This is a genomic window from Micromonospora sp. NPDC005173 (assembly GCF_040608515.1).
Lineage (GTDB): Bacteria > Actinomycetota > Actinomycetes > Mycobacteriales > Micromonosporaceae > Micromonospora.
This window is the reverse complement of the sequence record NZ_JBEXIK010000014.1, coordinates 37,501-57,058: the sequence shown is the minus strand read 5'-3', so window position 1 is coordinate 57,058 and position 19,558 is coordinate 37,501. Positions and strand designations below refer to the sequence as shown.

17 protein-coding genes are annotated in these 19,558 nt (G+C 72.0%); 8 read left to right on the top strand and 9 right to left on the bottom strand.

Translation table 11 applies throughout. The features are described from left to right. Positions 1-13: 13 nt before the first annotated feature. Both ABZV00_RS17885 and ABZV00_RS17880 read right to left on the bottom strand, forming a co-directional pair. On the bottom strand, positions 14-832 hold the full coding sequence (locus ABZV00_RS17885) for an ABC transporter ATP-binding protein (protein WP_355607350.1): 819 nt from the start codon (positions 830-832) through the stop codon (positions 14-16). Then, positions 825-1,718, bottom strand: coding sequence for an ABC transporter permease (locus ABZV00_RS17880; protein ID WP_355607348.1), 894 nt, complete (start codon positions 1,716-1,718; stop codon positions 825-827). The genes ABZV00_RS17885 and ABZV00_RS17880 overlap by 8 nt, the downstream gene beginning before the upstream one ends. Before the next feature lie 178 nt (positions 1,719-1,896). Here ABZV00_RS17880 and ABZV00_RS17875 point away from each other — a divergent pair, with 178 nt between their 5' ends. The 3 genes from ABZV00_RS17875 (at position 1,897) to ABZV00_RS17865 (ending at position 6,804) form a co-directional block, all read left to right on the top strand. Then, on the top strand, positions 1,897-2,535 hold the full coding sequence (locus ABZV00_RS17875; protein WP_355607345.1) for a TetR/AcrR family transcriptional regulator: 639 nt from the start codon (positions 1,897-1,899) through the stop codon (positions 2,533-2,535). A gap of 126 nt (positions 2,536-2,661) precedes the next feature. After that, positions 2,662-4,773 (top strand): DUF6077 domain-containing protein, encoded by a 2,112-nt coding sequence (locus ABZV00_RS17870; RefSeq protein WP_355607342.1) that lies wholly within the window; start codon positions 2,662-2,664, stop codon positions 4,771-4,773. 273 nt (positions 4,774-5,046) lie between these two features. Then, the gene (locus ABZV00_RS17865; RefSeq protein WP_355607339.1) at positions 5,047-6,804 is read left to right on the top strand and encodes a CDP-glycerol glycerophosphotransferase family protein; all 1,758 of its coding nucleotides are present in this window, start codon (positions 5,047-5,049) and stop codon (positions 6,802-6,804) included. Positions 6,805-6,862: 58 nt separating this feature from the next. On the opposite strand, the gene ABZV00_RS17860 is transcribed toward ABZV00_RS17865, so the two are convergent. Then, positions 6,863-7,201, bottom strand: a complete 339-nt coding sequence (locus ABZV00_RS17860; protein WP_328425656.1) for a DUF952 domain-containing protein — start codon at positions 7,199-7,201, stop codon at positions 6,863-6,865. A 114-nt stretch (positions 7,202-7,315) separates the two neighbouring features. Here ABZV00_RS17860 and ABZV00_RS17855 point away from each other — a divergent pair, with 114 nt between their 5' ends. The 3 genes from ABZV00_RS17855 (at position 7,316) to ABZV00_RS17845 (ending at position 9,817) form a co-directional block, all read left to right on the top strand. Further along, positions 7,316-7,627: a hypothetical protein gene (locus ABZV00_RS17855; protein ID WP_328425658.1), complete on the top strand. Its 312-nt coding sequence runs from the start codon at positions 7,316-7,318 to the stop codon at positions 7,625-7,627. Between the two features lie 87 nt (positions 7,628-7,714). Next, positions 7,715-8,371, top strand: a complete 657-nt coding sequence (locus ABZV00_RS17850) for a response regulator transcription factor (RefSeq protein WP_328425660.1) — start codon at positions 7,715-7,717, stop codon at positions 8,369-8,371. 9 nt (positions 8,372-8,380) lie between these two features. Next, positions 8,381-9,817 (top strand): ATP-binding protein, encoded by a 1,437-nt coding sequence (locus tag ABZV00_RS17845; protein ID WP_355607335.1) that lies wholly within the window; start codon positions 8,381-8,383, stop codon positions 9,815-9,817. Between the two features lie 3 nt (positions 9,818-9,820). Here ABZV00_RS17845 and ABZV00_RS17840 read toward each other — a convergent pair whose 3' ends face one another. The 6 genes from ABZV00_RS17840 to ABZV00_RS17815 form a co-directional block, all read right to left on the bottom strand. Then, complete coding sequence (locus ABZV00_RS17840; RefSeq protein ID WP_355607570.1) at positions 9,821-10,741, bottom strand: TAXI family TRAP transporter solute-binding subunit; 921 nt, start codon at positions 10,739-10,741, stop codon at positions 9,821-9,823. Between the two features lie 110 nt (positions 10,742-10,851). Further along, positions 10,852-11,544 carry a hypothetical protein gene (locus ABZV00_RS17835; RefSeq protein ID WP_328425664.1) on the bottom strand — a complete coding sequence of 231 codons (693 nt, stop codon included), beginning with the start codon at positions 11,542-11,544 and terminating at the stop codon, positions 10,852-10,854. Between the two features lie 108 nt (positions 11,545-11,652). Continuing rightward, positions 11,653-12,450 (bottom strand): peroxide stress protein YaaA, encoded by a 798-nt coding sequence (yaaA, locus tag ABZV00_RS17830; protein ID WP_355607567.1) that lies wholly within the window; start codon positions 12,448-12,450, stop codon positions 11,653-11,655. Positions 12,451-12,466: 16 nt separating this feature from the next. Then, entirely contained in the window at positions 12,467-13,873 is a 1,407-nt protein-coding gene (locus ABZV00_RS17825) for a transposase (protein WP_355607332.1), read from the bottom strand. Next, on the bottom strand, positions 13,870-14,484 hold the full coding sequence (locus tag ABZV00_RS17820; protein WP_355607329.1) for an IS607 family transposase: 615 nt from the start codon (positions 14,482-14,484) through the stop codon (positions 13,870-13,872). The genes ABZV00_RS17825 and ABZV00_RS17820 overlap by 4 nt, the downstream gene beginning before the upstream one ends. Before the next feature lie 112 nt (positions 14,485-14,596). Beyond that, the gene (locus ABZV00_RS17815) at positions 14,597-16,216 is read right to left on the bottom strand and encodes a hypothetical protein (RefSeq protein ID WP_355607326.1); all 1,620 of its coding nucleotides are present in this window, start codon (positions 16,214-16,216) and stop codon (positions 14,597-14,599) included. A 123-nt stretch (positions 16,217-16,339) separates the two neighbouring features. On the opposite strand from ABZV00_RS17815, the gene ABZV00_RS17810 reads away from it, so the two are divergent. Continuing rightward, on the top strand, positions 16,340-17,380 hold the full coding sequence (locus tag ABZV00_RS17810; RefSeq protein ID WP_328425670.1) for a phosphatase domain-containing protein: 1,041 nt from the start codon (positions 16,340-16,342) through the stop codon (positions 17,378-17,380). Positions 17,381-17,490: 110 nt separating this feature from the next. Then, entirely contained in the window at positions 17,491-19,503 is a 2,013-nt protein-coding gene (locus tag ABZV00_RS17805; protein WP_355607323.1) for a family 10 glycosylhydrolase, read from the top strand. The last annotated feature ends 55 nt before the right edge of the window (positions 19,504-19,558 follow it).

Sequence of the window (19,558 nt, the reverse complement as noted above, 5' to 3'; positions counted from 1 at the left end):
GTTCTCCGGCGCTCTACTTGCTGTTCGCGTAGGCCTCGTATGCCCGGATGACCTCGTCGGTGGGCCCGTCCATCCGCAGGACGCCGGATTCCAACCAGATTGTCCGTTCGCAGGTGTCGCGCACCGAGGAGAGCTGATGGCTGACCAGGAACACGGTGCCGGCCCCCTCCCGCAGCTCCCGCACCCGCTGCTCGCTGCGCCTGCGGAAGCCCTTGTCACCGGTGGCGAGCGCCTCGTCGATGAGCAGCACGTCGTGCTTCTTCGCCGCGGCGATGGAGAAGCGCAGGCGGGCCGCCATGCCGGAGGAGTACGTACGCATCGGCAGGCTGGCGAAGTCACCCCGCTCGTTGATCCCGGAGAAGTCGATGATCCCGGCGGCCTGCTGGGCCACCTCGTCGGGATGCATCCCCATGGCCAGGCAACCGAGGACGACGTTGCGCTCACCCGAGAGGTCGTTGAGCAGTGCCGCGTTCACACCGAGCAGCGACGGCTGCCCCTGGGTGTAGATCGCGCCCCGGTTGACCGGCAGCAGGCCGGCGATGGCCCGCAGCAGGGTGGACTTGCCGGAGCCGTTGCTGCCGATCAGCCCGATCGCCTCGCCCCGGTACGCGGTGAACGACACCCCCTTCACCGCGTGCACCTCCCGGATGTTCGGCGCGGAGGTGCGCTTGATCAGCCGGCGCAGCGCGGCCACCGGAGTGGTGCCACCGGCGGCGCCCTGGTGCACCCGGTAGATGAGGTGCGCGTCGTCCACCACCACGGTCGGGATGCGCTCCTCGACCGGAGCCAGCGTCACGGTCGCCTGGAGGGAGTCGTCGAAGTGCTCAACCACGGCCGTACTCCTGTTCGCCGCGCCAGAAGTAGATGAAGCCACCGATCCCGGCCACCAGCGCCCACCCCGCGCCGACCAGCCAGAGCTGGGTCAACGACTCGTTGAGCAGTGGCGCCTGCTCCAGCAGCGTGTACCGGGCCAGCTCGATGTAGACCAGCATCGGGTTGTACTGCACCAGCGTCGTCGCCCAGCCGGGCAGCCGTTCGAAGAGGCTGACGCTGTAGAGGACGCCGGAGCCGTACATCCAGGTGCGCAGGATGAACGGCATGACCTGCTTCAGGTCGCTCGCCTTGGCGCCCATCCGGGCCACCAGCAGCACGACGCCCGCGTTGAACACCGCCTGCAGGATCAGGGCCGGCACCAGCATCAGCCACTTCAGGGTGATCGGCTCGCCGGTGGCCAGCACGATGCCGATCAGCACCACCATCGAGGCCAGCAGCTGCTGGAACTGGGTCATCGTCGTGGACAGCGGCAGGGTGGCCCGGGGGAAGTGCAGCGCCCGGATCATCCCCAGATTGCTGCTGATCGACTGAGTGCCGGCCAGGACGGCGCTCTGGGTGAAGTTGAAGATGAACAGGCCCGTGGTCAGGTAGGCGATGAAGTTCGGGATCTCGTTCTGCGCCAGCACCACACCGAAGATCAGGTAGTACACCGCCGCGTTGGTCAGCGGGGTGAGAACCTGCCAGAGCTGTCCCAGCTTGGCGTTGCTGTACGAGGCGACCAGTTTGGCGTTGGCGTACGCGGCGATGAAGTGCCGGTAGGCCCACAATCGGCGGCTGTACTCGGCGAGGCTGGGTCGCTCACCGGCGACCCGTAGCCCGTGCCGAGCGGCCAGCTGCGCCTGGGTCAGGCCCGTTTCAGGGTCGACCAGCGCGGTGGTGGCCATGGAAAGGGCGCTCCGATCTTTCGGGACGACGGGTTGCTCGCGACGATGGAATCCTAGTGGGAGTTGTGCGCGGAGCGCCGCCTCGTCGCTGCGAGGACAGTAGTCCGAAATACGTCGGGACGCAACCGTACCGTCGTTGCGCTACTCTGGCCTTCGTGACCTGCGAGAAGAGTCCCTGGTGACGACCGAGAAGAGGCGCGCTCCGGCCGGTGCGGCGGTGCTCCGTGGTGAGATCACCACGGCCATCCGGCGCGCGCTGATGCAGGAGCTCGCCGCGGTCGGCTACGGCCGGCTCTCCATCGAGGCGGTGGCCCGCCGGGCCGGCGTCAGCAAGACGGCGGTCTACCGGCGGTGGAACTCCAAGCTCGACCTGGTCCTGGAGATGGTCGCCGCCGCGGCGCACGGCAAACTGCCGGCACTTGACACCGGCACCCTGCGCGGCGATCTCGCGCTGCTGTTCCAGGTGGTGGCGCACGCGCTGCGCCACCCGCTGGCCTCGCAGATCATCCCGGACCTGCTGGCCGAGGCCGCCCGCAACCCCAGCATCGACCAGACCCTTCGGCAGGTGCTGCACGACCGACAGCAGGAGATCGGCGGCCGCCTGGTCACCCGCGCCATCCAGCGCGGCGAGCTGCCCGCCGACACCGACCCGGACGCCGCAGTCGACCTCATCGTCGGCCCGCTCTACTGGCGGCTCGCCATCGCTCGCCTCCCACTCACCGACAGCTACCTGGACAGTCTGGTCGAATCCGTGGCCGTCGGGCTCGGTGTGGACAGCCCCTCTGCCCGACCTCGGGCGGCCCCGGTTTCCGGCTGAGCACGCCCGCGACACCGGCACGAGGGGGATCGGTTCAGCTGTTGGTCTCCGCTAGGCTGCCCCCTTGACACCCGGCCGTCACCGTGCCGAAACCCGCCCCTGATCCGCCCGACGAGAAGGACACCCGTGGCCAACGTCGACAGCATCGCCGTCGCGCCCACCAGCACGGACCCGGCACCGGGGTCCGATCAGGCTCCCCAGCCCAGCACCGGCCCCGCCCGCGCCCCGGCAGCCCGGTTCCGCGCGCTGGTGGCCGCCACCCCGGCGCTGCTCACCGATGGCGCCGTGGTCGCGTTCGCACTCTGGACCGTGCTCTACCACGCGGCCTTCCTGGGGGACCTGCGCCCGTCGGTGACCTTCCGGATCTGGCTGGTCGCCTGCGTGCTGCTCGCCGTCGTGGCCCTGCTGCGCGCCCGCCGCCGTTCCGCCGGCACCCTGAACGCCAGCGAGCCGGCCTCGGCCGATCCGGCACCCGCGCCGCCCGCCGTCGACCGCCGCCTGCTGATCGGGGTGCTGGCCGCCGCCGTCGTGGCCGCGATCACCGCCGGAGTGGCCGGGACGGATGTCGACATCTCCTGGTGGATCCCCGCGGTGGCCGGTCTGCTCGCGGCGGTCGGCGGCATCCTGCTGCTGCGCAAGGTCTGGCTGAGCGGCCCGACGTCCACGTCGGTCGCGCCCGCGCCCACCGCCGCGCAGTCGGCGTACGCGCTGGTCGTCTCGGTGCTGGTCGGGATCTCCTCGTTCTTCCTGGCCCGGAACACCCCGGACGACGTGTACTACGTGGGCAAGTCGGTCTGGATCGCCGAGCGGGACATCGTTCCGCTCAACGACTTCCTGTTCTCCGAGAACGTCCTGCCGGCGATGGGCTCGCAACCGCCGATCCCCTCGATCGAGGTGTTCGACGGCGCGCTCGCCAACGTGATCGGCATCCACGCGGCCTCGGCCACCTGGTACCTGGTCCTGCCGATCATGGCGGTCCTCGCGGTGCTGGCGCTCTGGCGGCTGACGCACCGGTGGGCGCCGCGCCGCCCGGTGCTCGCCTTCAGCGTGGCCGTCGCGTACCTCTACCTGGTCGTCGGCGGGGACGCCGCACTGGGGACGTTCCACCTGCCCCGGCTGTACGAGGGCAAGGGCATGTTCGTCTCGGCGGTCATCCCGCTGATGTGGCTCTACCTGACCGAGTGGTTCGACAACCGCTCCCGGCGCAGTCTGCTGCTCATCGTGGCGCTCTCGATCACCGCGATCGGCCTCACCACCACCGCCGCGATCATCCTGCCGATGCTGGTCGGCGCCGCCGGCTTCGCCATGCTCCTGGTCGGGCGGTGGAAGGCCGCACTGGTGGCCGGGGTCGCCGCGCTCGCGTACCCGATCGGCTCGGTGGTCGTCTCCCGCCTGGTGCTCGGCGGGATGAGCGCCAGTGGCGCGGACGATGCCTTCTTCGACGCGGCGTACACCTACCGGCGGACGCTGATGGTCGGCGTGGTCGGCGTGATCGGCGGCCTGGCGCTCTGGTGCGGCCCGCTGCTGGCCCGTCGTCGCACGCCCGCGCTGATCACAGCCGGTGCCACCCTGGCGCTGAGCGTGCTGTTCGTTCCCGGCGTGCTGGAAGCGATGAGCGCGCTCAGTGGCATCTCGGTGGTGCTCTGGCGGGTGCCGTGGCTGCTCGCCCTGCCAACGCTGATCGGGTTGCTCTGCACAGTGCGCGTGCCGGTCGCGTCACGGGCTATCCGCCGCGCGGCGTCCGGCGGGATCGCGGTGCTGTTGGTCGCGTCGTTCGCCCTCTTCGCCACGCCGATGTGGTCGCCGACGAGCTGGGTCGACGTGCACGACCGACCCACGTGGAAGCTGCCCCAGCAGCGCCAGTCGATCGCCTTCTGGATCAAGGGGCTGGACCGGCCGCCGGGCCTGCTGCTCGCGCCGAAGACGATCATGCGGACCTCCCTGATCGTCACCAGCGAGGTCCGGGTCGTCCTGCCCCGCGACTTCTACCTCGTCGAGTACGACCTCAACTCGCAGTTCGCCAAGGACCGCCTGCTGCTCGCCGCGTTCGCCGACGGCGGCGACACCACCCCGTCGCCGTCCGAGCTGGCGCCAGCGCTCGACCGGCTGGACGTGGGCACCATCTGCGTCTACAACGGCAACCAGTACGCCCGCGACATGGCACCACAGCTCGGCTACCAGGAGTTCGCCGAGCGCCGGGCACCCGGTGCGATGACCTGCTTCCGGCGGGTCGGCTGAGCGCACGCCCAGCAGAGATGGCCGGCTCCGTTGTGGTGCCCGGCTTACCGAGCTACGGAGCTTTGACCGGAATGGTGCAGGATACCCGAGCGACGCCATCGTGTCCCTTCGCGTTAAGGTCGCAGTCACACGTGGCCGGCCGCCACGAGGAATCGGGGCCGCGACCACCGTGGCCCGCCGCACTCCTGCGGGTGCGGTCGGCCAGGCGCGGCGGGAAGTGACGCCGACCACCACGGGCCCAGCCCGTCCTCGAACTCGTAGGGAGCGAACTCTTTGTTCGGCACGTTGACAGGACGCATCGGAGTGGCCGCCCAGAGCGCGCTGCTGGTGCTGTCCTACCTGGTCATGCTCGTCGCCGGCGCACTCGGCTGGATCGGTCTGTTCGCCGTTGCCGGGCTGATCGCCGTGCTCGGCGAGTTCGCCCTGACCCGTTGGTCGCCGCCGTCACTGCTGCTACTGGACAAGGTCGGCCTGCACTGGTCGTACCGGCAGCTGACCAGGGACCTCGCGGCCGTGCTGGTGGTCGCCGCGGAGGTGTCTCTCAGCGGCACCGAGCTGACCTGGCTGCTGGTCCTGCCGGCCACCGTCTGGGTCGTCTCGGTCTTCGCCGGAGCGCTCTCCACGATGATCGACCGTCGTAACCCGCTCTCCGCCATGGTGCGCAACATCGAGCTGGGTCCGCTGCGCTCGGCCCCCCGGCCGCCGGCCTGGGCGGCCGCGGTCGCCGGGGACCGGATGCCCCTGCTCAACGTGCTGCTCGTGCCGGCAGCCGTCGCGGCCGCGGTGCAACACGACCCGACGCCGTTCTTCGTCGCCGCGGTGGTGGCGGTGGTGGCGACCGGACTGGTGGGCGCGATCATCGCGCTGACCTGGCTGCGTGGCCGGGGTACCGGGCAGGACCCGCTGCTGCCCGCCGTCCAGCGTTGGTTGGACACCCACCGGCCCGAGGTGGCGCTCTACTTCGCCGGCCCGGCCAAGGACGTCTACCAGGCGAACATGTGGCTCGCTCCGACCGAGGCGCTGGGCCAGCCCGCGGTGGTGCTGATGCGCAACCGGGAGGCGTTCCTGGAGTTGGCCGACACCCGGCTGCCGGTGATCTGCGTACCGGCCGGGGTGGACTTCATGAACCTCGAGCTCAGCAGCGTCCGCGCGGCACTCTACTCCGCGAACGTCGGCGCGAACATCCACCTGCTCCGCGATCCCGGCATGAAGCACGTCTTCGTCGGGCACGGCGACAGCGACAAGCAGGCCAGCGTCAACCCGTACAGCAAGGTGTACGACGAGGTCTGGGTCGCCGGCCTGGCCGGCCGGGAGCGGTACGCCCGGGCCGGGGTGGGCGTGCTCGACTCGGACATCGTCGAGATCGGCCGGCCGCAGCTGGCCGGTGTGCACACCTTCGGCGCCGAGTCGGTGGACCGGCCGTTCACCGTGCTCTACGCGCCCACCTGGGAGGGATGGCTCGACGACGACCCGTACCACACCTCGCTGGTGCTGATGGGGGAGCGGATCGTCAAGGGGCTGCTAGCCACCAATCCCCGGGTGCGTCTGATCTACAAGCCGCACCCGCTCACCGGGTCGCGGTCCAAGGCTGCCAGGGTCACGCACGAGCGGGTGGTGGATGCCATCCGGGCCGCCGGCGGCAACCCGAACGCGGCCTCTCTGGACGGGACCGCGCACCTGGTGGTCACCGGCCGCACGCCGGCGCTGTTCGACTGTTTCAACCAGACCGACCTGCTGATCAGCGACGTGTCCAGTGTGGTCTCCGACTTCGTGCAGAGCCAGCGGCCGTACGTGGTGGCCAACCCGGCCGGCCTGCCGGAGGACGAGTTCCGCCGGGAGTACCCGACCGCGCGGGCCGCGTACCTGCTCTCCAAGGACTGCGGCGAGCTGGAGAAGATCGTGGCGGTGACCCGGGCCGGCGACGACCCGATGACCGAGGCCCGCCGGGAGCTGAAGACCTACCTGCTCGGCCCCGCCGAGGCCAACCCGATGGACCGGTTCCAGGAGGAGATCGGCCGGCTCTGCCGCTGAACCTCGCGTTCGGAGATCCGCGCCCGGCCCGACACCCGTCGGGCCGGGCGCGGTCATGTCAGCCCAGCAGGGCGGCCACCGCGTCGGGCACCGGGACGTCGGCCGGCAACGCCCGCGCCGCCGCCACCGCCGTCACCGGCAGCGGGCCGTACAGGTGCGGGAACGGTTGCCCGCCCCGCGACGGCTCCCAGCGCAGCGCGTCGCCCAGCCGCTCCTCCTCGACGCTGAGCAGGGTCAGCCCGCTCGCTCCGCTGAAGTATCGGCTGGCGGTCTGCACCACCTGGTCCGGACCGGAGAGGTGGATGAACCCGGACTCGTGGTCCATCGCCGTGCCGGTGAAGGTGCCGGCGGCGAGGGCGTCGTTCCACTCCGCGGTCGGCAGCAGTTTGTAGATCACAGCGGCAGCCTACGTGCGCCTCGCGGCCGTCCCCGCCCGGTTTTCGCGCGTACCGCCTCGGCCGTCGCCCCCTGCCGGGCATGCTCAGGTGGAGCGGCCGCGGAGGGGATGGCGATGGAGAGCTACGACGACGACTGGACCGACAGCCAGCGCGCGCTGTACGACGAGTGCTACCGGGCCGGCGGCGAGTGGGCGGACGATCCGGACACCCCGTCCGACGACGTGCAGCACGTGATCAACCTGGCCGAGGCGGACGACGACGCCTTCCAGGACGCCGAGATCGACTACGCACCCCTGGTCGACGCGGTCACCCAGGCCAGCGGGGTCAACGTCACCAGCGTGCCGGCCCGCCACGACGACCCCGGTTTCCGGGGCTTCACCGACGGCGTCCGGGACGCCACCGCCGACGACGTCTTCGGCCTCTGACCGACCCGTCCGGGAGGCGGCCCTCCCGCTCGCGCCCTGCTTCTGCCACCATTCGCTGGACAGCGCTGCGAACGGACGGGGGCACAGGTGCGGATCCTGCTGGTGGAGGACGACCGTCGGGTTGCCGCCGCGCTCTCCTCCGCCCTCACCCGCCGCGGCTACCAGGTCGAGCACGCGGCCACCGTCGCCGCGGCGCTCTCCGCCGCTCCGTGCGACCTGGTGCTGCTCGACCTGACCCTGCCCGACGGGGACGGCACCGACCTGTGCCGGGAGCTGCGTCGGCGCAGCAGCCAGCTCGGGATCATCGCGGTGACCGCGCGGGGCGAGGAACGCGATCGGGTGCTCGGCCTGCGCCTCGGCGCGGACGACTACGTGGTCAAGCCGTTCTCGATGGTGGAGTTGCAGGCCCGGATCGAGGCGGTGCTGCGCCGGGCCGCGAACACCGCGCCGGAGCGGCACCTGATCGAGGCCGGGGCGGTGCGCATCGACGTGGCCGCCCGGACGGTGAGGGTGGACGGCCGCGAGGTCACGTTGACCCGCAAGGAGTTCGACGTGCTGCTCTCGCTGGCCCGCCAGCCGGGGGTGGCGGTGCCCCGCGACCGCATCCTGCTCGACGCCTGGGGCACCACCTGGGCCGACCGGCACACCGTCGAGGTGCACGTCGGGTCGCTGCGCGGCAAGCTGGGCGACGCCCGCTTGGTGGAGACCGTACGCGGGGTCGGCTACCGGCTGCGCGATGCGTGAGGGGCTGCCGTGCGCCGTCGACTGGTGATCAGCTATCTGCTGCTGATGGTGCTCGTCCTCATCGCGTTGGAGAACCCGCTGGCTGTCACCCTGGCCAGCCGCGAGACCGAACAGGTCCGCGCCGACCGGCTCGCCGACGCCACCCGGTTCGCCTCGCTGGCCGGGCCGGCGCTGCGCGGCGGCGGGCCGGGCCCACTCGAAGCGGAGCTGCGCAGCTACGACGAGCTGTACGGGATCGGCGCGGCGGTCGTCGACCGGGACCGTCGCACCGTGTTCGCCTCGGCGAGCTGGCGGCCCGCCGGGGGGACCGCGACGGCTCTGGACATCGCGCTGTCCGGGCAGCAGACCAGCACCCCCGCCACGGTCTGGCCGTGGACGGCCGGCGCGGTGGTGGTGGCGGTGCCGATCAACGACGGTGGCGAGGTGCTCGGCGCGGTGGTGATCGTGACGTCGGTCGACCCGATCCGCCGGGCCGTCACCTCCTGGTGGTTGCTGCTCTTTCTGGCCGGCCTGCTCGCCATGCTGGCCTGCGTACTCACCGCGTTCGGGCTGGCCAGCTGGGTGCTGCGCCCGGTCACCGAGCTGGACGCGGTCACCCACGAGATCGCCGAGGGCGACCGGGGTGCCCGGGTGCAGCACCGACTCGGCCCGTCGGAGCTGCGCCGGCTCGCAGCCAGCTTCAACCACATGGCCGACGTGGTCTCCGACGTGATGGACCGGCAGCGCGCGTTCGTCGCGCACGCCAGCCACCAGCTGCGGAACCCGCTCACCGCGTTGCGGCTGCGGGTGGAGGAGCTGGGCCCCAGCCTCACCGACCCCGACGGGCGCTCCGAGCACCGGCTGGCGCTGGAGGAGACCGACCGGCTGGCGCTGGTGCTCGACGCGCTGCTCACCCTGGCCCGGGCCGAACGCGAGGAGAACGAGCGGGTCACCGTGGACGCCGCCGCCGTGGCCGCGTCCCGGGTGGCCGCGTGGGCGCCGTTGGCCCGGCACCGGTCGGTCGCGCTGCGGCTCGCCACGAGCGACGCCCCGGCGTACGCCCGGACCGTGCCGACCGCCGTCGACCAGGCCCTGGACGCATTGATCGACAACGCGGTGAAGTTCAGTGGGGCCGGCGGGGCGGTGACGGTGACCGTGGCCCGCCGCGACCAGGGGGTGGCTCTGGAGGTGCGGGACACCGGCCCGGGGATGACCGAGAGTCAGCTCGGGCAGGCCACCGAGCGGTTCTGGCGGGCACCGGACGCACAGAACGTGGACGGCGCCGGGCTCGGCCTGACCATCGCCGCGGTGCTGGTGGACGCCTCCGACGGGCGACTCACCATGCGACCGGGGGAGCGGCGCGGGCTGGTCGCCGCCCTGTGGTTCCCGGCGCCCGCACCCGACCCTGAAGCCGACCCGGCCGACGGGGAACCGACCGCCGACCTGCGGCCCACCCCGGCTCGGTAGCGGTCAGGGCTTGGCCGCGCGGTACCAGGCGGCGGCCCCCGGGTGCAGCGACAGCGGCGCGGTGGCGATCGCCGAGCGCGGGCTCATCTGCCCCGCCGCCGGATGCGCGGCGCCCAACTCGGCCCGGCGCTCCATCAGCAGCCGGGTCACCTCCCGGACCAGCCGCTCCGGCAGGTCGGCCCGGACGATCAGGTAGTTCGGGTCGGCCACCGTGGTCACCGGGTCCACGCCGTACACCGAGCGGGGGATGTCCCGGGAGACGTAGACCTGGCCGTAGCGAGCGCGCAGCGGCTCCGTCCACTCGCCGAGGTCCACGATCCGGGTGGCGCTGCGTCCCGCCAGCTCCTTGATGCCCTGCACCGGCAGTCCGCCGGAGAAGAAGAACGCGTCGATCTCCCCGGCGCGGAGCGCGGCCACCGACTCGTCCAACCCGAGCCGCTCCCGGAGCACCCCGTCGCCGCTGAGCTGGGCCACCTCCAGCAGCCGCATCGCGGTGATCTCGGTGCCCGATCCGGGTGCGCCGACGGAGACCCGCCGGCCACGCAGGTCGGCGACCGTGCGGACCGGCCCGCCGCCGGTGGTGACCAGGTGCAGCTGGTCGTCGTACACCCGGGCGACAGCGTTGACCGACGGGCTTTCCGAGGTGGTGGTGGGCAGCACGTCGGCCTGGGTGAAGCCCAGTTCGGCTGCTCCGGAGCCGATCAGCCGGACGTTCTCCGCCGAGGCGGCGGTGACCACCACGGTGGCCCGCACGTTGGGCAGCTCCCGGTTGAGGATGGCGGCCAGGGACTGCCCGAAGGCGTAGTAGACGGCGGTCGGGCTGCCGGTGGCGATCCGGATCGGCAGCGGCTCGGCCTGGGCGTCCCGGCAACTGGCGGCACCGGCCACGGTTGTGGCCAGCAGCAGCGCCAGCAGCGCGGCCATTCCCACGCGGCGGCGGCCGAGCCGGCCGGACGAGGTACGACTCACGCGGAGCACTGTGCGCTGCCGGAACGGTGCGCGCAAGCCCGTTCGGGTGGGTGGGGCGTGCCGGGTCAGCAGGCCGGGCGGCGTTCCGGCTCCGTTTCCGAGCCCCGTGCGGCCTCCATCGCCGCGCTGCGCAGAATCCGCTCCCGGTCCGGCCCGTCGGCGACGCTGACCAGGAAGCAGCCGGTGCCGGGGCGGAGCACGGCCGGGACATCGAGCACGGCCGCGCTACGGATCAACACCGCGGCCAGGTCCCGGTCAGTGAGCCGCACGCCGAGGATGTGCCGGCGGACGTGCCGCCCGCCGGCCAGCAGCGCCGACCGCCAGGCCGCCGCCGCGAGCCGGGACACCCACCGGCGACGGGCCGGTGAGGCACCGGGCTGCGGCCCACCGAGCAGCTCCCGACGCCCCTGCCACCAACCGGCGTTCAGCAGCCGGGTGTACGCGCCGTGATGCTCCGGGGGCACCCAGAGCCGGTGCAGCTCGTAGCGACGGCGCAGGCCGCCGACGGCCACCTCCTGGGTCACCGGAATGTCCAGCCGGGCGAGCAGCTGCCGCATCCGCTGAGCGGCGTCCTCCCGGTTGAACTCCACTCCCGGCGAGTGCGACCGGAGCGCCGCGGTCGGCCGGGCGACGGTCGGCAGGGGTGTGCACCGCAACAGGCAGGCGGCCTCGAACGCGTCGCCCAGGGTCAGCCAGTCCAGCGGGGGTGGCGTCGCCGGCGAGCGGAGCCGGTCGAGCAGGGCGGGTTCACGGGCCAACGAGGCGCTCCCTTGTCGGAGTCTGGGTTCCCCTACCGTGACCCCTGCCCCGCCCTTGCGGAACTGATCCCGCCCAGCCTTGAGGAAATCTTGCGGCTGGCGACCCGCCTACAGCTCAGTGACCACCAGATCCACCTGTCGCGGCCGGCCGGCTGGGGCGGCCTGCTCCACGACGGTGTGCTTCAGCTCGCGCAGCGTGCCGACCAGTTCCCCGGCGGTTCGCGGCCGGGCGCCGGCGACCAGCAGGTCACGGACCAACCGCCCCTTGGTCGCCTTGTTGAAGTGACTCACCACCGAGCGGACCGGCACACCGTCGACCTCCCGCTCGTGCAGCACCCGCACGGTCACCGTGCGCTCGGCCAACTCCCCGCGCGGCGTCCAGGTGGCCGCGTACGAGCCGGAGCGCAGGTCGAGCACCGGCCCGGTGCCGGCCGCAGCCGACAGAGCCGGCGCCAGCACCGGCCGCCAGTACGCCGACAGCGCCCCCACGCCGGGCAGCCGGGCACCGATCGGGCAGCGGTACGGCGGGATCCGGTCGGCGAGCCGGACCGCGCCCCACAGGCCGGAGCTGATCAGGATCGACCGGCGGGCCGCCCGCTGCGCCGCCGCCGGCAACGAGGCCAGCTCCAGCGCCTCGTAGAGCACCCCGGTGTAGATCTGCGCGGCCGGCGCGGTGGCCGCCACCCGCAGCCGGGCGTTGCGGCGCAGCTCGCCGCGCTGGCCCTCGCTGAGCCCGAGCGCAGCCCGCGCCGCCGCCTCGTCCGGCCCGGTGCTCAGCGCCACCAGCGCGTCCAGCACCCGCTCCCGGGCCGGGTTCAGCTCGGGCAGCGCGAGCCGGTCCGGGTCCCACCGTCGGCCGGTGCCGGCGTCGGCCTTCCCCTCCGAGGGCGGCAGCAGGATGAGCATCGGATCCGCTTCCTTGTCATTGCTCATTGCTGAGCAGGTTGGATGATTCGCTCTCCGCCCGGTGTTCCGGGCTGGAGTCCGGGAGCGGCAGTCTGCTCCGGTGACGATCGGCCCGTGCCTGCACGATCTGCCTCACCGCGCGATGCGGGGTGCGCAGGGTGATGTCGGGGTCACCATGTCGTCGCAGGACGTTGATCGCGGCGTTCACGTCGGCCTGCCACACCACCCCGCACAGGGTGCAGTGAAGCCGGTCCCCGGCGCGACGGCCGAAGCAGCCGCAGCGGTGACAGACTTGTGAGGTGTAGGCGGCGTTGACGTGCACGAGCGCAGAACCTCTGCGCTCCGACACATCCTTCAGCGCCTGCGCGGTGACCCCCTTGGTCCACGCGGCGAGACGCCGGTTGGTGTTCCTTCCGAGCTGCTTGCGCCCGGCGAACGTCTTGGTCAGGTCTTCGGCCACCACGACGGCGGCCTTGTCCACCACCCGGTGCACGGCGGTGAAGATCTCCGTGCGCACCCGCGCCTGATGACGCGCGGCCTGCCGGTCACGCTTGATCGCGCCGAGATTATTTCTGGCGATCCGGTCGGCCTTGGCCTGGTCGCCGCGCCGGGCGGCGGTGTTGGCAACAGAGCGAAGTTTCGCCCGGCGGCGGTTGCGTTCCTTGATCCGATCAGACTCGGCGGTCAACAGGTCGCCGAGGCGGTCGCCGTGGTGGTTGCCGTCGGAGTCGGTCAGCGCCTCGGTGTAACCCTTGTCCACCCCGAGCGTCGCGCCGCCACAGGGCCGCTGTGAGGTCTTCATGGTGGCGGCGTCGATCTGATAGTGGATCTCCACCCGGCCGTCGCGGAGGATCAGCCGCAGCGTGCCCGTCGGGGCGACGGTGGTGTTCAGCGGAATGCGGACGAGCTGGCGCTGCACGAGCCCGGGCACCGCCAGCCACAGTCGACCATTGCTGTCGGGTCGGGTGTGGTGCTGGTCGGCGCGCACCACGATCTGGTTGTGGGTGCGGTTGTGCCCGCGCCGCCAGTGTGAGCGCATCTGCCGGGACAGGTACGGGTCGTCGGCCCACCGGTCAGCCTTCAGCATCCCGAACAGCCGCTTCTGCTCTGCCTGGTCGCCGGTGTGGTGGCGGATGGCTCGGCGCACCTGCACCTTGGCCGACTCGCGGGTCGCGGTGATGTCGGCCATCGCGTCGCGGACGGTTTCCTTCCACGCGTTCGCCAACACCTCGAACCGGTGGTGGATGCCCTCAGCAAGCCACCGGTCGCGAACCTGCCGGTCGGTCAGCCCAGCGCCGCCCGCCGACCCGTACCGCTGCCACACCTCGCCGCGGACCCGACCCAGCCGCCGCGCCTGCTCGGCCAGCGCGCAGTATTTCCCCGCGTTGAGGCGGTGTGAGTAGGCGATCCGGGTCGTCTTCACGACGACACCTCGGTCAAGTCCGCAACCTTGAGCTGCTTCTCGTAACGACGCAGGCCGTGCAGGCGGCCGGAGAAGGTATCCACGATTGCCAACAGGTCCTGCACCATCTCCTCTCGCGGCGACAGCGACTCCTGGTTAGCAACGAGAATTTCGCAGCCAGCGGTCTCGGCCTCGTGGGCGAGGTAGTCATAGCCGAACCGGGTCAGCCGGTCTTTGTGCGCTACGACCAAAGTTGCCACTCTCCCGGCTTTGACGTCTGCCATGACGGCGAGCATCTTCGGGCGAGTCAGGTCCATTCCGCCGCCGACTTCCCGCACCCACTCATCCACCGCCAAACCGCGAGCGAGGCAGAACGCCTCCATGGCTTCGACCTGGCAGGCGAGGTCGGCGCGCTGCCCGGCGGAGGAGACGCGGCAGTAGACGACGATCTTGCGGTCGTCGCGGGTGAAACCGGGGGCAAGGACAGCGGCCACGTCGGATTCGTCGAAGTAGCGCTGACCAGACGGGGAGCGGCGGACAGTGATCTTGCCTTCCGCCTCCCAGCGCCGGATGGTCGACGGTGACCGCCCGACGCGCTTGGCGAAGTCGCCAATCCGGTAAACGCTACTCACGACGAGAAACTCTAGGCAGCTTTGCCTAAGGGAGCAAGCCTAGAGCCACCGCTCCTCGACGGGCGGGACGACGGCGCCCCGAGCGCCGGCTCGGCCAGCGTACGACCCGCCGCTACCGCCAGGGCCGCACCGGGGTGTCGGGGTGGTACACGCGATAGCCGTCCAGTTCCCGTACCGGTGCGGCGTCGGGCTCGTCGGCGAGCAGTCGACGCAGCCGCCGCTCCATCGGCGAGTCGATCTCCACCACGTAGCCGGGTCGCTCGGCCCGGCCGACCTGCCGCCAGTACGGCAGGTACCGGTTCTGGCCGGGGGACAGGTCGTCGTCGAGCACCCCGCAGACCACCGTCTCGTCGGTGTTGAAGACCAGTCGGTTGCAGGTCCAGTAGTCCCCGTACACCTCGTGGGGGCCGTTGGCGCGCAGCGTGGCGGCGAGTTCCCGGGCTTGGCGCTCCTCGGTCCGCGACGTCCGCACGTCGGTGGTCACGAAGAGCACGGTGATCACCAGCATGGTCGCGGTCAGGGCGGCCAGCACGGCGGTGGCCAGTGCGCCGGTGAGCCGACCGAGCGCTCCGACCGTGCCCCGCCAGCAGGCCACCGCGGCCACCCAGAGCGGCCAGAGCACCGCCGGCAGCGACAGTTGCAGCACCGACAGGTAGCGGGCGTTGTCCAGCGGGCTGGTCGCGGCGAGCGGGCTGCGCACGTACGACAGCAGGGTCAACGCGGCGCCGGCGACCAGGGCGAGCTGCACCACCGGCCGGACCCGATCCCCGAGTGGCGCTCTCGCGGCCCGGCGGTACGCGAGGACCGCGAGCACCGCGGCGACCACCAGCAGCACCGGGTAGAGCAGCCCGAACCACTGCTGCCAGCGGCCGCAGCCGTCCACCGGGCAGAGCCCGTGCGCCAGCGGCACCCCCTCCAGCAGTCCGCCCCGGATCCGGTCCGACCACGGTGGCAGCGGGCCGTCCTTGGTGCTCACCTCCCGGAACACCGACAGCGAGTCGTCACCCGGCGCTGCCCGGAGGTTGTCCCAGAGCATCGGCGCGACCCCGACCACGACGCCCGCCACCAGCAGCAGGCCGGACCAGCCGACGAGTTCCCGCCGCACCGCCCACAGCAGCGCCAGCCCGGCCACCGCCAGGTAGGGCAGGATCAGCCAGTCCGACCAGGCGGCCAACCCGACGAGTAGGCCGAACAGCGCGAGGGCGAGCCGGCGGCGGTGGACCGTGCCGGCCGCCAGTCCCACGGTGATCAGCAGCATCAGCAGCACCGCCGGCTTCACCTCGGGCCGTCCGCCGACCACGGTGAGCTGATCGCGCACCACCCGCTCCGGCCCGAGCGCCAGCAGGCCGACGATGAAGGCGGCGAACCACGGCGCGCAGAGCCGGCGGGTCAGCCGGTGGATCAGGTAGAGGAAGACCGCGTACAGCGCGAGCATCGGCAGCCGCAGCACCGGCCAGCTCGGCCCGGCCACCGCGACTAGCGGCGCGGCCAGGTACGACTCCAGCATCCCCATGTAGTGCTGGCCGTAGAGGAAGACCGGGTGCTCCCGGCCCTGCCCGATGTGCAGCGCGGCGAGGCCGAAGGTGGCCTCGTCGCTGTTCGACACCGGCACGGTGTACAGCGTCAGGACCAGCCGGTACCCGATGCCGGCCAGCCCGAACAGCAGCGCGACGAGCGCCGGTCGGTCGAGTCGTGGGCGCCACCGCCCACGGTGCTGCTCTGGTTTCGACACGACCACGCCCCCGTTGTCGTCCCGACCGGAGTGTTTCACGCATGGCGGGCTGGTCGGGGTGGTTCGGCTCAGCCGGGGTCGGCTCGCGTGGCCGTGGCTGTCGACGTGTGGCAGGGTTGGCGCGTGCCACCCACTCCCGCCGGCCAACTGGCCGTTCCGAACCTGCACCGGGCCGCGCGGATCGAGGACGCCGTGCACCAGCTCGTGGAGCGTCGGCTGCGGCGCACCGGCTGGCGGATCAACATCATCGCGTACACCAACTATGGCTCCCCGGGCTGGGTGCGGGTGATGTGCCGGGTGCTGCTCGGTCGGCCGGACACCCGTCAGCGGGGCCGGTTGGACAAGGTCCGCGGCTGGCGCAGCTTCACCACCCTGCCGGCCAAGCACGTCACGGTGACCATCGAGGCCGGCGGCGTGCGGCACGAGACCCGGGCCGACCGTAGCGGCTTCGTCGACACGCTGGTAGAGGCCGACCTGCCGCCCGGGTGGGGCACTGTCCGGCTCAGCGTCCCGGACGCTGAGCCGGTCGACGCGCCGGTGCGCATCCTCGACCCGGACGTCAAGTTCGGCATCCTCTCCGACATTGACGACACGGTGATGGTGACGGCGCTGCCCCGGCCGCTGCTCGCCGCGTGGAACACGTTCGTGCTCGACGAGCACGCCCGCAACGCCGTGCCCGGTATGGCGGTGCTCTACGAGCGGCTGGTCACCGCGCACCCCGGCGCCCCGGTCTTCTACCTCTCCACCGGCGCCTGGAACGTGGCGCCGACGCTGACCCGGTTCCTGTCCCGGCATCTCTACCCGGCCGGGCCGCTGCTGCTCACCGACTGGGGCCCGACGGCGGACCGTTGGTTCCGCAGCGGCCGGGAGCACAAGCGGGTGACTCTGGCCCGGCTGGCCCGGGAGTTCCCCGACGTGCGTTGGCTGCTGGTCGGCGACGACGGCCAGCACGACCAGGAGATTTACCGGGAGTTCGCCGCCGCCCACCCGGAGAACGTGGCGGGGGTGGCGATCCGCCGACTCTCCCCGACCCAGTCGGTGCTGGCCGGTAGTCTGCCCGCCCCGGCCGGCCTCCCGTCGACGGGGCCGGTGGGGCAGAAGTGGCTCTCCGCGCCGGACGGCGCCGGCCTGTGGAAGCTGCTGCGCGACGCCGGCCTGGTCTGACCGCCGGTCCGCCGGGTATCGGACGGTGGTCGGCGTGGCGAGGTGACTTCGTAGCGGGAAAATTGTGAAGGATACTTGCGCAACGGATCGGCAACCTTGAACATATTTTCGTGCGTAGAGACTATGGTCGATATCTGTCCGGGCTGGCGCTGGTAGCGGCGCTGGTGCTCGGCGCGGCAGCCCCCGCCTCCCCACCCGCCCCTCCGGACACCGTGCCGGTGGCCGCCCAGGCGGCCTGCGTGACCGATCCGGCAACCCCGAAGCGGCAGCTACGCGGCATGTGGATCGCCAGCGTGGCCAACATCGACTGGCCCAGCCGCACCGGGCTCACCCAGGCGGCCCAGCAGGCGGAGTACCGGGGCTGGCTCGATCTGGCCCAGCAGCGGCGGATGAACGCCGTCGTCGTGCAGATCCGCCCCGCCGCCGACGCGTTCTGGCCGTCCACCTACGAGCCCTGGTCGCAGTGGCTCACCGGCACCCAGGGCGGCAACCCCGGCTACGACCCGCTGGCCTTCATGGTGGCCGAGGCGCACGCCCGCAACCTGGAGTTCCACGCCTGGTTCAACCCGTATCGGGTCGCCACCCACACCGACCTGACCAAGCTGGCGGCCAGCCACCCGGCCCGCAAGAACCCGGGCTGGGCCGTCGCCTACAACGGCCAGCTCTACTACAACCCCGGCATCCCCGCTGTCCGCGCCTTCGTGCAGGACGCCATGATGGACGCCGTCCGCCGCTACGACATCGACGCGGTGCACTGGGACGACTACTTCTACCCGTACCCGGGCAGCGGTGGGGGTTTCCCCGACCAGGCCACCTTCGCCCAGTACGGCGCCGGCTTCAGCAACATCGCCGACTGGCGGCGCAACAACGTCAACCTGTTGGTGCAGGAGATGCACAACCGGATCCAGGCGATCAAGCCGTGGGTGAAGCTCGGCGTGAGCCCGTTCGGCATCTGGCGCAACGCCGGCACCGACCCGCTCGGCTCGCGCACCACCGGCCTCCAGTCGTACGACGCGATCTACGCCGACACCCGCCGCTGGGTGAAGCAGGGCTGGATCGACTACATCGCCCCGCAGATCTACTGGCACATCGGCCACTCCTCGGCCGACTACGCGGAGCTGGTCCGCTGGTGGTCCGAGACCGTGGCTGGCACTGACGTGCAGTTGCTCGTCGGGCAGGCCACCTACCGCGCCGGGGCGTCCGGGCAGGACGCCGCCTGGCAGGACCCGGCCGAACTGACCGACCACCTGACGCTCAACCGCACCTACCCCCGGATCCTCGGCGACATCCACTTCAGCGCCAAGGACGTCCGCGCCGACCGCATCGGCGCCGTCTCCCGGGTGGCGACCGACCACTACCGCCGGCCCGCGCTGGCGCCGGCCGGGTTGGGCGGCGCCGCGCCCGCCGCGCCGAACCTCACCTCGGCGGTACGCGGCACCGGCGGCGTGACCCTGAACTGGCAGCGCGGTGCGACCGGCAGCACGGCCGCGTACGCGGTGTACCGGCTGCCCGGCGACGGCGCGGTCGACCCCTGCGACCTCGCCGACGCCCGCAACCTGCTCGGCACGGTCCGCGCCTCGGGCAGCACCGGGACGTTCACCGACACCACCGCTGCGGCCGGGTCGACGTACCGGTACCTCGTGACCGGGCTGGACCGGCTGCACCACGAGAGCCCGGCCAGCAACGCGCGGGTGGTCACCGGCACCGGCGGCACGTTCAGCGTGATCGTGGACAACGCCACCGCCGGTGGCTTCACCGCCGCCGCCACCTGGGGAACGTCGTCGTACCTCGCCACGCGGTACGGCGCCAACTACCGGTTCGCCGAGCCGCAGGCAGTCAGCGATCCGGCCTGGTTCAGCGCGACGCTGCCCGCCGCCGGCTCGTACCGGGTCGAGGTCTGGTACCCGGCCGACTCCGGCTACAACAGCGCCACGCCGCACCTGGTGGCGACGGCGAACGGGACCGTGACAGCCACCGTCGACCAGCGCAGCGGTGGCGGGCAGTGGCGGGTGCTGGGCACCTACGACTTCGCCGCGGGGACGCGCCAGGTCGTCGGGGTCAGCCGCTGGACCAGCACCCAGGGGTACGTCGTGGCCGACGCCGTCCGCATCACCCGGCTCTGAGCGCGCCGTTCCCCCGGGGCGTCTCGACGCTTCGGGGGACCGGTCCCGCCCGCCC

What these genes read in the sequence shown, in the direction of transcription:
- ABZV00_RS17880 (WP_355607348.1), bottom strand. Translation starts at nt 1,718, where the DNA reads ATGGCCACCACCGCGCTGGTCGACCCTGAAACGGGCCTGACCCAGGCG.
- ABZV00_RS17855 (WP_328425658.1), top strand. Translation starts at nt 7,316, where the DNA reads ATGGAGAGCTACGACGACGACTGGACCGACAGCCAGCGCGCGCTGTAC.
- ABZV00_RS17840 (WP_355607570.1), bottom strand. Translation starts at nt 10,741, where the DNA reads ATGGCCGCGCTGCTGGCGCTGCTGCTGGCCACAACCGTGGCCGGTGCC.
- yaaA (WP_355607567.1), bottom strand. Translation starts at nt 12,450, where the DNA reads ATGCTCATCCTGCTGCCGCCCTCGGAGGGGAAGGCCGACGCCGGCACC.